The sequence below is a fragment of the Micromonospora sp. RB23 genome, from assembly GCF_053585025.1.
The window spans coordinates 4,993,527-5,007,487 of record NZ_CM132111.1 but is presented as its reverse complement, the minus strand read 5'-3'; the positions used below and the strand labels follow the sequence as shown (position 1 = coordinate 5,007,487).

Below are 13,961 nucleotides of genomic sequence, written 5' to 3'. Positions count from 1 at the left end.
TCAGAGGCGGTGGCGGGCCGCCCAGGCCTGGGCCGAGACGCGGGCGAGGAGTTCGCAGGCATCGTCGTCGCCGTCACCCAGATCGGTGGTGGTGCACACGGCGATCACGTACGGCGCAGCATCGTCGGGCAGCACCACGCCGACGCCGTGGCGCACACCGCGTACCCAGCCGTTCTTCAGCGCGATGCGGGTGCCCTCGGGCAGGCCGGCGGCGAGGTCCTCGCGGTGCTCCTGGGCGAGCAGCACGTCGAACATGGCGGCGCAGCCGGCCGGCGAGGCCAGGCGGCCGGGCGTGGTCGCGCCGCTGGCCAGCGCGCCCAGCAGGGCGGCCAGGTCGGCGGCGGTGACGGTGTTGGTGATGCCGGCGTCGCGGGCCGCGAAGTCCTCGATGCCACGGCCGGTGACGCTGTCGCGCGCGCCCGCCAGGGCCCACACCTCGGCCACGGCGGGCAGCCCGACGTGCCCGATGACCAGGTTCGTGGCCAGGTTGCTGGAGCGCACGATCATCCGCTCGGCCAGCCAGCGCAGCGACGCCGTGCCGCCGAGCCGGTCCCAGACCGCGTCGTCGTTGTCGTAGTGCGGGGCGCAGGAGAACCGGGGCGCGCCGGGTTGGGCCGAGTCGAACTCGTTGACCACCGGGACGTCGGCGTCCAGGTCGAGTGTGCCGGCCTCGGCGGCGCGGTGCAGCGCCGCCAGCACCGCCACCTTCATGGTGCTGGCGGCGTAGTGGCCGGCGTGGGCGTGGCGGGTCCAGGTCGGCGGCGCGTCGAGTCGACCCACGTACGCCGAGACGGTGCCCGGCACCGCGTCCAGAGAGGCGTCGAGATCATCCCAGGTCATGCCGGTGACCGTAGTCGAGGAGGACGACATCGGACGGACGTACCCCGGTGGCAAAGCGCAGAGGGCGCGCCGGCCGCAAGCGGCCGACGCGCCCTCTGCCGGTGTGGGTCAGCCGGCGTGCTTGCGGCGGGCGGCGGCCCGGCCACGCTGCTGCTGGTCGAGCACCACCTTGCGGATGCGCACCGCGGTCGGGGTGACCTCGACGCACTCGTCCTCGCGGCAGAACTCCAGCGCCTGCTCCAGCGAGAGCTTGCGCGGCGGGATCAGCTTCTCGGTCTCGTCCGAGGTCGAGGCCCGCATGTTGGTGAGCTTCTTCTCCTTGGTGATGTTGACGTCCATGTCGTCGGAGCGGGAGTTCTCGCCGACGATCATGCCCTCGTACACCTCGGTGGTCGGCTCGACGAAGAGCTGGCCGCGCTCCTGGAGGTTGATCATCGCGAAGGCGGTGACCACGCCGGACCGGTCGGCGACAAGCGAGCCGTTGTTGCGGGTGCGCAGCTCGCCGAACCACGGCTCGTACGATTCGAAGACGTGGTGCAGGATGCCGGTGCCCCGGGTGTCGGTGAGGAACTCGGTGCGGAAGCCGATCAGGCCACGCGCCGGGACCAGCCACTCCATCCGGATCCAGCCGGTGCCGTGATTGACCAGCTGCTCCATCCGGCCCTTGCGGGTGGCGAGGAGCTGGGTGATCGCGCCCAGGTACTCCTCCGGGGCGTCGATGGTCAGCCGCTCGACCGGCTCGCAGGTCTTGCCGTCGATCTCCCGGGTGACCACCTGCGGCTTGCCGACGGTCAGCTCGTAGCTCTCCCGGCGCATCTGCTCGACCAGGATGGCCAGCGCCAGCTCACCGCGGCCCTGCACCTCCCAGGCGTCCGGCCGCTCGGTGGGCAGGACCCGCAGCGACACGTTGCCGATCAGCTCCTTGTCGAGCCGGTCCTTGACCATCCGCGCGGTGACCTTGGAGCCCTTGACCCTGCCGACCAGCGGCGAGGTGTTGGTGCCGATGGTCATCGAGATGGCCGGCTCGTCGACGGTGATCAGCGGCAGCGCCACCGGGTTCTCCACGTCGGCGAGCGTCTCACCGATCATGATCTCCGGGATGCCGGCGACGGCGATGATGTCGCCCGGACCGGCGGTCTCGGCCGGCTTGCGCTCCAGACCCTCGGTCATCAGCATCTCGGAGATGCGGACCCGCTGGGTGCTGCCGTCGGTGCGGCACCAGGCGACCGTCTGGCCCTTGCTGATGGTGCCCTGCCGGACGCGGCACAGCGCGAGCCGGCCGAGGAACGGCGACGCGTCGAGGTTGGTGACGTGCGCCTGCAGCGGCGCGTCGTCCTCGTACGCCGGGGCCGGGATGGTGTCCAGCAGGGTGCGGAACAGCGGCTCCAGGGAGTCGCTGTCGTCGGGCACCGAGCCGTCGGCGGGCTGGGTCAGCGAGGCGATGCCGTCCCGGGCGCAGGCGTAGACGATCGGGAAGTCGATCTGCTCCTCGTCGGCGTCCAGGTCGAGGAAGAGCTCGTAGGTGTCGTCCACGACCTCCTTGATCCGGGCGTCCGGACGGTCCACCTTGTTGATCACCAGGATGATCGGCATCCGGGCCCGCAGCGCCTTGCGCAGCACGAAGCGGGTCTGCGGAAGCGGGCCCTCACTGGCGTCGACGAGCAGCACGACGCCGTCGACCATGGTCAGGCCGCGCTCGACCTCGCCGCCGAAGTCGGCGTGGCCGGGGGTGTCGATGATGTTGATGGTGACCGGGTCCGAACCATCGGCGGGCAGGTACCGCACGCCGGTGTTCTTGGCCAGGATCGTGATGCCCTTCTCCCGCTCGAGGTCACCCGAGTCCATCACCCGCTCGGTGTTCTCGCCTCGTGCGCCGTACGCGCCGGCCTGCCGCAACATGGCGTCGACCAGGGTGGTCTTGCCGTGGTCGACGTGAGCGATGATGGCGACGTTGCGGAGGTCGGTGCGAAGCTGCATACCCTCTATCCTTCCGCCTGCGCTCGCGCAGGCTGCGTCGGGGTCACCCCCAGGTGCCCCTGATCTATGGTGAAACTGCTGTGCCGGTGGTTCCCCCGGCTGGCATGCTGGCTCCCGTGTCCCGGGGGCCTGAGTGCACGACCTGCTGACCTGGGTGCAGGGTCTGCCCACCCTGTGGATCTACCTGGTCGCCGCGCTGATCGTGGCGGGCGAGACCGCGGTGATCTTCGGCTTGCTGGTGCCGGGTGAGGCTACCCTGCTGCTCGTCGGCTTCCTCACCTACAACGGTACCTTGCGGCTCGGGCCGGCGTTGCTCGCGATGATCGCTGCGGCGTTGGCCGGCGACGCGCTGGCGTTCCGCGCCGGGCGGCGCTACGGCCCCCGGCTGCGCGCCGGGCTGGGTCACCGGGTCGGACCCGGGCGATGGAGCAGGGCCGACGCGATGCTCGCCCGCCTGGGTGGACGAGGCGTGTTCGCCGCGCGATGGGTGGCTTTCGCCCGCACCCTGGTGCCCCGGCTGGCCGGTGCGGCCGGCATGCCGTACCGGCGGTTCGCCGCCTGGAACCTGGCCGGGGTGGCGACCTGGGTGGGCGGCTCGATCCTGCTCGGTCACCTCGCCGGTGAGTCGTACGACACGGTCTCGCGGGTGCTCGGCAGGGCCACCGGCGCGGCACTGGCGTTGCTGGCGGGGCTGCTGTTGGTGGTGCTCGCCGGCCGCTGGCTCGGCCGTAACCCCGACCCGGCACGCGCGCTGCTGTCGCGGGCCGCCGCGCTGCCGCCGGTGCGCTGGCTCAGCGCCCGGTACGGGGTGCTGTTCTTCCTGGTGGCCATGCGGATCGGACCGGCCTGGACGTTGCTGCTCAACCTGGCCGCCGGGCTGCTGCTGCTCTTCGCCGCCGGGCTGGCGATCGCCGGCCTGCTCGCCGTGGTGGTCCGCAACAGCGGACTGGCGGCGCTGGACGGGGCGATCGATGCCTGGTTCACCGCCCGCCGTACCCCGGACGCCGCCGACGCCACCCTGGCCGTGGTGTCACTGCTACGGGGGTGGGCGCTGATCGTGCTGGTGGCCATGGTGGCGGCGGTGCTGGCGTGGCGTCGCCGACCGCTGCGCACCGACCTGCTGAGCGTGGTGGGCACGGTCGGCGCGTTCGTGCCGCTCGTGGTGCTTGCCGTGGTGGCCGAGTTGACCGGTACGCCCGGCGGCTTGAGCGGGCACGAGGCCGGACCATTCCCGACCCAGAACGCCGTGGTCGCGGCGAGCCTCTGCACCCTCGCCTGGTTGGTGTCGCGCAGCGCGCGCTGGCCGGTGGCGGTGGCGGCGTGGACGGCCGCCGCAGCGGGCGTGCTCGGGGTCGGCGTCGCACGGCTCTACCTGGGCCTGGACACGGCGAGCGGTACGGCGGCGGCGGTGCTGCTGGGCGTGCTGTGGACGGTGGTGTTCATGGTCGCCTGGGCCACCCGGGACCGCGCGGTCGGAGGGCGGGAGCCATCGCCCGGCCCGGCCCGGCCGTCGCAGGGGCAACCCCGACCCGTCGAACCTTGCTAATCTGCGGCGACTGTTCGACGGGGGAGGATCACCATGCGTCAACGAGCCGGTCGGGTGGGCGCGCTCGTGCTCGCCGGCCTCCTGTTCGCCGGCGGCACGGTCGGGTGCGCCGGCAAGGGGGAACGGCCGCAGGACCAGTCCGCCGCCCCCGTCTCGGTCACCGACGCGCCGGTCGACGAGCCGGTCGACGAGCCGGTCGACGAGCCGTCCGTCGAGGCGAGCCCGTCGGCGAGCGCGGTGGCGGCGATGGGCGCGGCCCCGAGTCGCAGCGCGTCGGCCTCCCCGAAGCCGTCGAAGAAGCCGACGCGTACGGCGCCGGCCACGAAGCCGCGCGTGGTCGCCAAGGCGCCCACCGAGACGAGGGTCCCGCCGGCGCCGCCCAAGCCCGCTCCCTCGTCCTGCAAGCCCAGCTACAAGGGCACGCAGGCGAGCCGTGCCGACGTGAAGGCGGCGCTGACCGACGCCGCCGCCCGTACCTACTGGCCCAGCTCGGCGCCGGACCTGAGGATCCCGCTCAACCTGGTCAAGGCCACCGCCTGGCAGGAGAGCGGCTGGCAGTCCAACATCTACGCCTGCGACGGCGGCGTCGGGCTGATGCAGGTGATGCCGGGCACCGCGACCTGGATGAACCAGCGCTTCGACCAGAGCTACGACATCGCCGACTACCGGGACAACGCCTACCTGGGTGCCAACTACCTGGCCTGGCTGACCAAGTACATCGGCGACATGTACTTCGAGTCCGACTTCCGGCTCGACGCGGACCTGTGCACCGCCGAACTGGACTCCTGCCTGCTCAACGCGGTTATCGCCGCGTACAACTTCGGGCACGGTGCGGTGGCGCAGGAGGGCGAGCCGCTGGCCATCCCGAACCCGTCGTACGTGCGCAACGTGCGGGCGCTGATGACCGAGTGCGTCTGCCTGGGCTACTGAACACCCGAAAAGGGGCGGGGTCGACCCCGCCCCTTTTTCGTGCGTGTCAGTCGCGTGCGGTCACCGGCTCGGGCGTCGCCGGAGCCTCGACGTCCGGGTGGGCCTCGACGCGGCCCGGCCACCAGAAGCGGTCACCGAGCAGGAAGGCCAGCGCCGGCACCAGGACCGTGCGGACCAGCAGGGTGTCCAGCAGGACGCCGATGCACACGATGATGCCGATCTGCGTCAGCGTGATCAGCGGCAGCACGCCGAGCACGGCGAACACCGCGGCCAGCAGCACACCGGCACTCGTGATGACACCTCCGGTGACCCGCAGCGCGGAGAGCATGCCGTCGCGGGTGCCGGCGCTGCGGGCGTCCTCCCGTGCCCGGGTCACCAGGAAGATGTTGTAGTCCACGCCCAGCGCCACCAGGAAGACGAAGGCGAGCAGCAGCACGCCGCTGTCCAGCGCCGGGAAGTCCAGCACGTGGTCGAAGAGCAGCCACGCCGCGCCGAGGCTGGCGAAGAACGACGCGATCACGGTGAGCACCAGCAGCACCGGCGCGACCAGGCCCCGCAGCAGCAGCACCAGCACCGCGCCGACCAGCAACAGGATGATCGGCAGGATCAGCCGCAGGTCGTGGTCGTTGGCCTCGTCGGAGTCGTACGTCGCGGCCACCGAGCCGCCCACGATCGCGCCGGACGGCGGGTCGGCGCCGGTGACGGCCGGGGGAGCGGAGTCGGGCACGGCGGCGACCGCGTCACGCAGCGCCTCGATCGCGCGGTCCGAGGCGGGTGTTCCGGGCTCGGCGTCCAGCACCACGTCGACCTGGGCGACGGCCTGGCCGGCGTCGCCCGGTCGCGCCGAGGCGACGCCGGGCACGGCGGACGCGACGTCGGTGACCGCCCGTACCGCCGCCGGTGTGGTGAGCACGGCGACCGGCTGGGTGCTGCCGGCGGGGAAGGCGCGGGCCAGGGTCTGCGCGCCGGTCACCGCCTCGGGCGCGGCCCGGAACTGCTCGGTCTCGGACAGTCCGGTGCGGATGCCGAGCCCACCGAGGGCCAGGCCGCCGAGCAACAGGGTCGACAGCACCGCGACCACCACCGGTCGGGCCTGCACGATCGCACCGAGCCGCCCCCAGAGCCGGCCCTCGCGTACCGGGCCGCCGACGCGGGGCACGAACGGCCAGAACAGGCCGCGACCGAACAGCACCAGCACGGCGGGGAGCACGAACAACGCCGAGAGCATGGCGAAGACGACGCCGGTGGCGCAGGCCACGGCGAGGGCCCGGTTGGTCTCCTGCTCGCTGAGCAGCAGGGTGAGCACGCCGAGCACCACGGTGCCGCCGCTGGCCAGGATGGGCTCGGCGGTACGGCGCAGCGCGGCCCGCATCGCGGCGAAGCGGTCCTGGTCGCGCCGCAGCTCCTCCCGGTAGCGGGCGATGAGCAACAGGGCGTAGTCGGTGGCGGCGCCGAACACCAGCACGCTGGCGATGCCGGTGACCTGACCCTGCTGGAGGTTGATGCCGACGGCCGGCACGATCGTGTCCACCGCGCGCAGGGTGAGTTGTTCGGTCGCGGCCACCACGACCAGGGGCACGATCCACAGGAACGGACTGCGGTACGTGATCAGCAGCAGCAACGCGACCACCGCGGCGGTCACCGCGAGCAGGGTGACGTCGGCGCCCTCGAAGACCGACGACAGGTCGGCGGTGAGGGCGGGAGCGCCGGTGACCTCGGCGGCCAGCGGGGCGGGCAGGTCCGCCAGCGCGTCGCGCAGCTCGGCGACCCGTGCGGTGACCTCCTCCTGACCACCGGAGGTGTCCAGCGGGACGGCGACGAGCGCGACCGTACCGTCCGGCGAGACCTGCGCGGGGCTGACCCGGCCACCCACCGCGAACCGGCCCAGGTCGCCGGAGCGGGAGGTCAGGGCGGCGCGGTCCGCCTCGTTCAACGCTCCGCCGCCCTCGCGACTGACGACCACGATGGCCGGTTGGACGTCGCTGGTGGGCAACTGGTCCTGGAGGCGTTGAACCTGGGTCGACTGCCACGTGGCGTCCAGGCCGGTGGCGGAGACCGGCGCCGGGTTGTCCGGCCGCGGGACACCGAAGACGACCGCGGCGACGACGAGCGCGGCGGCGACGGTGAGCCAGGCGGCGAGCCTGCCCCGCGCGACCCTGGTGAAGACGGACATCGCTGACCCCTAGGTCTTTCGAGCATCGAGTATCTTGATGGACGAGATTATCGGCGGCTGTTCTATGCTGCAACCCGGGAGACCGACGACGGGGAGAAGCGGCGCGAGGTGGCGACTCACGGCATGTACCGGCGGCGCGACACGCGCCGCGAGCAGCTGGTCGCGGAGATCACCAACAACCTCCGGCGGTACGCCGTGGACGCCCAGCAGGTCGGTCACGCCTTCGCGAACCTGCACGGCCTCAACCCGACCGACCTGAACGCGCTGATCGCCGTCATGGACGCCGAACTGTTCGGCGACCCGATCACCCCGGGCCGCCTCGGTGAGCAGCTCAACCTGTCGTCCGGCTCGGTCACCGCCCTGATCGACCGCCTGGAACGGGCCGGGCACATCCGCCGCGACCGGGACACCACCGACCGGCGCAAGGTGCTGCTCCACTACGCCGACCAGGGCGCCACCCTGGCGATGGAGTTCTTCCGGCCGCTCGGCGCCCGTACCGACACCGTGATGGACCGCTTCGACGACGGCGAGCTGGAGGTGGTGCACCGCTTCCTGGCGGAGATGGGCGAGTCGCTGCGGGCACACCGCGACGCCGTCCGTGCCGCCCGGCCCGGCGCGCCCCACCGGGCGACGGGCTGACCGTGCCCGGCCGGCTCGTCGCCCGCCTCGCCGCCGCCGCGCTACGGCTGCCCGCGACACGTCCCGGCCCGGTCCGGGTCACCCGTGACATCCCGGTCCGGGCCCGTGACGGCGTGGTGCTGCGCACCGACCACTACGCGCCGGACGGCCCGTCCGCGCCGACCGTGCTGATCCGCACCCCGTACGGCCGGGGAGGCCCGTTGCGGCTGCTCGGCCGGTTGCTCGCCGCGCGGGGCCGGCACGCCGTGATCCAGTCCTGCCGGGGCACCGGCGGCTCGGGCGGCACCTTCGCCCCGCTGGTGCACGAGCGCGACGACGGGGTCGACACCCTCGACTGGCTGCGCCGCCAACCCTGGTGGTCGGGTGCGCTCGGCATGTTCGGGGTCAGCTACCAGGGCTTCGCCCAGTGGGCGCTGGCCGCCGACGCCGGCGAGGAGCTGCGCGCGACGGTCGCGGTGGTGACCGCCTCGGCGACCCGGGACTCGACGTACGCGGGGGAGTCGTTCGCCCTCGACACCGTGCTGACCTGGGCCGAGCTGCTGCACGCCCAGACCGTGCCCTGGCTGGCCCGGCAGCGGGAGCTCAAGCGGGGACAGCCCCGGCTGGCCGCCGCCCTCGATCACCTGCCGCTGAGCGAGGCCGACCGGGTGGCCACCGGCGTCACCATCCCGTTCTTCCAGGAGTGGCTGCGTCACCACACCCCGGAGGCGGTGTACTGGCGCGAACGGGTCTTCGCCGACCGGGTGGCCCGGGTGCGGTCGCCGGTGGTCATGGTCACCGGTTGGCACGACATCTTCCTGCCCGCCCAGCTCGACGACCACGCCACCCTGCGTGCCACCGGCACACGACCGCGCCTGGTGATCGGTCCCTGGACCCACGGCAGCCCCGGGCTGTTCGTGGCGGCCCTGCGGGAGGGGTTGACCTGGCTCGACGAGCACCTCGACGGCCCGCCGGCCGACGAACGCCCGTCCCGCGCCGCCCCCGTCCGGCTGCACGTGGGAGGTCCCGGCGGCGGCTGGCGGAACCTGCCGGACTGGCCGCCACCGACGGTCGAGACCGCCTGGCACCTGCATCCCGGCGGTGAGCTGGCGGTACGTCCCCCGGTCGCGTCGACGCCCGACGAGTTCCGGTACGACCCGGCGGACCCGACCCCGTCGCTGGGCGGCCCGCTGCTGGTCGCCAAGCGCGCCGGTCGGGTGGACAACCGGCAGGTCGAAGCCCGCCCCGACGTGCTGACCTACACCAGCGCACCACTCGCCGAGCCGGTCGAGGTGATCGGTCCGGTACGCGCCGAGATCCACGTCCGGAGCGAACTGCCACACCTGGACGTCTTCGTGCGGTTGTGCGATGTGGACCGGCGCGGCCGGTCGTGGAACGTGTGCGACGGTCTGGTGCGGGTGACACCCGAACGCCTCCCCGCCGACTCGTCCGGGGTGCTGCGGGTACCGGTGGCGCTCTGGCCGACCGCGTACCGGTTCGCCACCGGGCATCGGCTGCGGGTGCAGGTCGCCGGTGGCGCCCATCCGCGGTGGGCACGCAACCCCGGCACCGGGGAACCTCTCGGCACCGCCGTGACGCTGCGTGCCGGTCGGCGGCAGGTCTTGCACGACCCGGCGCACCCCTCGGCGCTGCTGTTGCCGATCGTCCACACTGCCCCGGCTTCGTCTCCATTCTGAACAGAGCGCCTCTGAGCTGGGCATTCATCGGAAATGCGGGCTATGGTTGGGTCAACGCCCGGCGCCGTGCATCACCAGACCGGGCTCGCTCGAAGCCCGACACCGCGTACGCGGTGTGACGTCGTGCCCGGTCCCCGCCCCACCTGAGAGGGGGACCCCATGACCCGGGCCCCGGAAAACTTGTTGGCCCTTCGACGTCTGCTCCTCACCCACCTCGACAACGCCCCCGGCCCGGACGACCTGGATCCGGCGGAGGTCGGCATCGTCGGCGACCCGGCCCACCGGGGCGGCTATCACTGCGGCTCGGATCGGGTGGTTCCGAACGACTACTCGGTGGTCGAGTCACCCCGGGACCGGGCCGGACTGACCCTGGACGCGGCGGCGCTGGACGTCGGTGAGTTCGACGTCCGCTCCGCTGGCGGTAGGCACACCCTGGCCAGCTTCTCCGTGTGGTGTGTGGGCCAGTGCGCCGCCAACGCGGCCGACACCCGGGACATCCGCGAGATCATCTACAGCCCGGACGGTACGACCGTGAAGCGGTGGGACCGGCTCGGCAAACGCACCAGCGGCGACAGCTCGCACCGCTGGCACACCCACTTCAGCTTCTTCCGCGACGCCATCAAGGCGGGCCGTGACCAGCGGCCCCTGTTCAATCGCTACCTCAGCTCCATCGGACTCCTGGAGGACGACGACATGACCCCCGAAGAGCACAACTGGCTGGCCACCGTCCACAAGAACCTGACCGTGCTGGACGGCCGCAACCCGATCGGACAGATCTACACCCGGATGGCGGAAGGCCGGGACGAAACCGGTGTCCCGGTGACCGGCAACTGGAACCTGAAGTCGATGACGGCGCAGCTCACCGCCCTGCAGAACACGCTCAACGCGCTGGCCGGGAAGGACTTCACCGACGAGGAGGCGATCGTCCAGGGCGTGCTGGCCGGGCTGACGCCGGAGGAGATCGCTGCGGCCATTCCCCCCACCATCGCCAAGCAGGTCGCCGACGAGCTGGCCCGCCGGCTGGTCGCCTGAACGGAAGGCGGTCCGTCCCCACCGGACCGCCTTCCTCCGTCGGAAGATTCGCAACAAGTATTGAGCAACAATAGTTGCGCAACACCTCTTGCGAATGCCATGCTGCTGGCATGGAGAAGCCCGCCGTACGCCAGGTCACCGACTCGCGGGTGCTGGCCGCCATGGCCCACCCGCTGCGCCGCCGACTGATGGACGTGTTCAAGGTGCACGGACCGTCCACCGTCGGCATGCTCGCCGAACGCACCGACCAGGCGCCGGCGAACGTCAGCCATCACCTCAAGGTGCTGGCCGCCGCCGACCTGGTCACCGAAGCCCCCGAGCTGGCCCGGGACCGCCGCGAACGCTGGTGGAAACTTGTCACCCGGGGAGTGCGTTGGTCCACGGCCGACTTCGACACCGATCCCGCCGACCGTGCCGTCGCCGACGCCGCCACCTCGCTCAACCTGGACCGGCACGTCGCGTTGGCCCGCGCCTGGCACGCCGCCGAGGAGACGGCCCAGGCCGTCTGGGGCGACGCGCCGTTCTCCTCCGACCGGTGGCTGCACCTCACGCCCCAGGAGCTGGACGAGCTGGGCAGCGAGATCAACGCCCTGCTGGCCCGCTGGGAGGACCGGGAGTTGCCCGACGACAGCGCCGAGCGCCAACCGGTGTTCGTGTTCGTCCACGGCGTACCGGCCCGGCCGTGACGGCGGCCACCCGCACCGACCCCGCCCCGAACCGACAGGTCGGTGGGCTGCTGCGGCACCGCGACTTCCGCCTGCTCTGGGCCGCCCAGACGGTCAGCAGCATCGGCAGCAACGTCACCGTCGTCGCGCTGCCTCTGGTGGCGGTCGCCGTGCTTGACGCCAGCACCTTCCAGGTCGCGTTCCTCACCGCCGGGGCCTGGCTGCCCTGGCTGCTGATCGGCCTGCCGGCCGGCGCGTGGGTGGACCGGCTGCCGCGCCGACCGCTCATGGTGGTCTGCGACCTGATCTGCGCGCTCGCCTTCCTCAGCGTGCCGGTGGCCGCCCTGCTGGGCCGCCTCACCATCGCGCAACTGCTGCTGGTGGCCCTCAGCGCGGGCGTCGCGCGGGTCTTCTTCGAGACCGCCGACCAGGTGTACCTGCCGGTGCTGCTGCGACCCGAGCAACTCCCCGACGGCAACGCGAAGCTCCAGGCCACCCAGACGGTGAGCTACGTCGTCGGGCCCGGCATCGCGGGTCTGATCGCCCAACTCGCCGGCGCCGTCGCCGCGCTGCTGCTGGACGCCCTGACGTTCCTGCTCTCGGCGACCCTCCTGCTGCGCATCCACACCACCGAGCCGCGTCCCGTCCGGACGAACCGATCCCGGTCACTGCGCCGGGACATGGCCGAAGGGCTGCGCTTCGTCATGCGCGACCCGTACCTGCGGGTCCTCACGCTCATGGGGGCGGCCAGCAACATCGGGCTGACCGGCTACCAGGCGGTCCTGGTCGTGTTCCTGGTCCGCGAGCTACGACTCGCGCCGGGCCTGGTGGGCGTCCTGGTCGGTGTGATGAGCATCGGCGGGATCATCGGCGCGCTGCTCGCCACCGCCCTCGCCCGCCGCTGCGGCAGCGCCCGCGCCATGCTCATCGGGGCAGCGCTCACCGGCCCACCAGCCCTGCTCATCCCGTTGGCCGGGCCCGGCATCGGGCTGATCTGGCCGGCGCTCGGCGGCGTGCTGGTCGGCCTCGGGGTCGCCGTCGGCAACGTGGTCAAGGGCGCGTTCCGGCAGACGTACACGCCGCACCACCTGCTCGGACGCGTGACGGTGAGCATGCACCTGCTCAACTACGGCACCATCCCGCTGGCGGCCGTGCTGGCCGGGGCGCTCGGCGCGCGCTACGGCGTCGGCACCGCGGTCACCGTGATGACGGCCTGGTTGGCGTTCACCCCGTTGATCCTGCTGATCGGACCGCTCCGGCGGCGGCGGGACCTGCCCGCCGCCCCGGCAGCGTCGTGAGTGCACTGCGACGGCGGCCGGGAACCGACCGCCGTCACCGGCACGGAGCTACATCGGGCGGACGTTGTCCGCCTGCGGGCCCTTCTGCCCCTGGGTCACCTCGAACTCGACCTTCTGGCCCTCGTTGAGCTCCCGGTAACCGCTCGTCGCGATGGCGGAGTAGTGGACGAACACGTCCGGCCCTCCACCATCCTGCTCGATGAAGCCGAAGCCCTTTTCCGAGTTGAACCACTTAACCGTGCCGGTTGCCATGCATCTCTCCCTGTTCAAAGCGGCGGACCACCGGCCTCGAGGCCGATGGTCGCCCGTACCTGTTCGACAGTAACGGGCGAAACCCCGATCCGCCGGCCGAAGTGCCGTAGGTGTTTGCTCGAACTCAGATGAACTTCCCGCGACGCCCGCGTGCCAAAGCCGCCCCGACCACCCTCCCCTGCGGCATGCTTGCGCCGATGAGGGGTGCCGCAGCCACCGCGCTGTCCGAGCTGGAGCGCGAAATCGACGCGCCCGGCGCCGGCCTGGACCGGCTCCGGCTGGTGCCCACCCCGTTCGTCCCGGAGGTGCGGCTGCACCTCGCCGAAGACGCGATCGTCTGGTGGGCCCGGATGGAGGCGCTCGCGGGGCATGCCCTGGCGCCGCCGTACTGGGCGTCCGCCTGGGCCGGCGGGCAGGCCCTGGCCCGATACCTGCTGGACCACCCGGAGTGGGCCGTGGGGCGTCGCGTCCTCGACCTCGCCACCGGGTCGGGACTCGTGGGCATCGCCGCCGCGCTCGCCGGCGCCGCCGATGTCGTCGCCAACGACATCGACCCGTACGCCGTGGCGGCCGTCACGGTCAACGCGCGCGCCAACCGGGTCACCGTCGACGTCAACGGCGACGACCTGCTCGACCGCGACGGCGCCGACGCGGACCTGGTGGTCGCCGGTGACGTCTTCTACAGCCGCCCCATGGCCGCCAGGGTGCTGCCGTTCCTGCGCCGGGCCGTCGCCTCCGGCGCCGAGGTGCTGGTCGGAGACCCCGGCCGGGGGCACCTGCCGGCCGACGGGCTGCTGGTGCTGGCCGACTACCCGGTGCCCACCACCGAGCCGTCCGTGGACCCGTCGCCGCGTCGGGTACGGGTGCTGCGAGCCACCTGACACGCCGGCCCTCTCAGGGGTGACCCCGAGGTGGACACCAGGGGGCGGTAGG

Annotated in this window: 12 protein-coding genes; 8 read left to right on the top strand and 4 right to left on the bottom strand. The window is 72.5% G+C overall.

Features of this window, described 5'->3' with window-relative positions:
• Positions 1-840, bottom strand: coding sequence for a serine hydrolase (locus tag ACTFTM_RS22680; protein ID WP_449562489.1), 840 nt, complete (start codon positions 838-840; stop codon positions 1-3).
• Positions 841-948: 108 nt separating this feature from the next.
• Positions 949-2,817 (bottom strand): translational GTPase TypA, encoded by a 1,869-nt coding sequence (gene typA / locus ACTFTM_RS22675; protein ID WP_449562488.1) that lies wholly within the window; start codon positions 2,815-2,817, stop codon positions 949-951.
• 133 nt (positions 2,818-2,950) lie between these two features.
• On the opposite strand from typA, the gene ACTFTM_RS22670 reads away from it, so the two are divergent.
• Both ACTFTM_RS22670 and ACTFTM_RS22665 read left to right on the top strand, forming a co-directional pair.
• The gene (locus ACTFTM_RS22670; RefSeq protein ID WP_449562487.1) at positions 2,951-4,363 is read left to right on the top strand and encodes a DedA family protein; all 1,413 of its coding nucleotides are present in this window, start codon (positions 2,951-2,953) and stop codon (positions 4,361-4,363) included.
• 33 nt (positions 4,364-4,396) lie between these two features.
• Complete coding sequence (locus ACTFTM_RS22665; RefSeq protein WP_449562486.1) at positions 4,397-5,293, top strand: lytic transglycosylase domain-containing protein; 897 nt, start codon at positions 4,397-4,399, stop codon at positions 5,291-5,293.
• A gap of 46 nt (positions 5,294-5,339) precedes the next feature.
• Here the strand turns inward: ACTFTM_RS22665 and ACTFTM_RS22660 are convergent, their stop codons facing one another.
• Positions 5,340-7,466 (bottom strand): MMPL family transporter, encoded by a 2,127-nt coding sequence (locus ACTFTM_RS22660; RefSeq protein WP_449562485.1) that lies wholly within the window; start codon positions 7,464-7,466, stop codon positions 5,340-5,342.
• Positions 7,467-7,589: 123 nt separating this feature from the next.
• Here ACTFTM_RS22660 and ACTFTM_RS22655 point away from each other — a divergent pair, with 123 nt between their 5' ends.
• From ACTFTM_RS22655 to ACTFTM_RS22635, 5 genes are all read left to right on the top strand, one after another.
• Entirely contained in the window at positions 7,590-8,105 is a 516-nt protein-coding gene (locus tag ACTFTM_RS22655; RefSeq protein WP_449566702.1) for a MarR family winged helix-turn-helix transcriptional regulator, read from the top strand.
• 2 nt (positions 8,106-8,107) lie between these two features.
• Entirely contained in the window at positions 8,108-9,781 is a 1,674-nt protein-coding gene (locus ACTFTM_RS22650) for a CocE/NonD family hydrolase (RefSeq protein ID WP_449562484.1), read from the top strand.
• Between the two features lie 159 nt (positions 9,782-9,940).
• A complete protein-coding gene (locus ACTFTM_RS22645; protein ID WP_449562483.1) occupies positions 9,941-10,813 on the top strand; it encodes a hypothetical protein in 873 nt (290 codons plus the stop codon).
• 110 nt (positions 10,814-10,923) lie between these two features.
• Positions 10,924-11,499 (top strand): ArsR/SmtB family transcription factor, encoded by a 576-nt coding sequence (locus tag ACTFTM_RS22640; protein ID WP_449562482.1) that lies wholly within the window; start codon positions 10,924-10,926, stop codon positions 11,497-11,499.
• The gene (locus ACTFTM_RS22635) at positions 11,496-12,776 is read left to right on the top strand and encodes an MFS transporter (protein WP_449562481.1); all 1,281 of its coding nucleotides are present in this window, start codon (positions 11,496-11,498) and stop codon (positions 12,774-12,776) included. Before ACTFTM_RS22640 ends, ACTFTM_RS22635 begins: the two co-directional genes overlap by 4 nt.
• Before the next feature lie 48 nt (positions 12,777-12,824).
• Here the strand turns inward: ACTFTM_RS22635 and ACTFTM_RS22630 are convergent, their stop codons facing one another.
• Complete coding sequence (locus tag ACTFTM_RS22630; RefSeq protein ID WP_007072071.1) at positions 12,825-13,028, bottom strand: cold-shock protein; 204 nt, start codon at positions 13,026-13,028, stop codon at positions 12,825-12,827.
• A 185-nt stretch (positions 13,029-13,213) separates the two neighbouring features.
• Here ACTFTM_RS22630 and ACTFTM_RS22625 point away from each other — a divergent pair, with 185 nt between their 5' ends.
• The gene (locus ACTFTM_RS22625) at positions 13,214-13,909 is read left to right on the top strand and encodes a class I SAM-dependent methyltransferase (protein WP_449562480.1); all 696 of its coding nucleotides are present in this window, start codon (positions 13,214-13,216) and stop codon (positions 13,907-13,909) included.
• Positions 13,910-13,961: the final 52 nt, after the last annotated feature.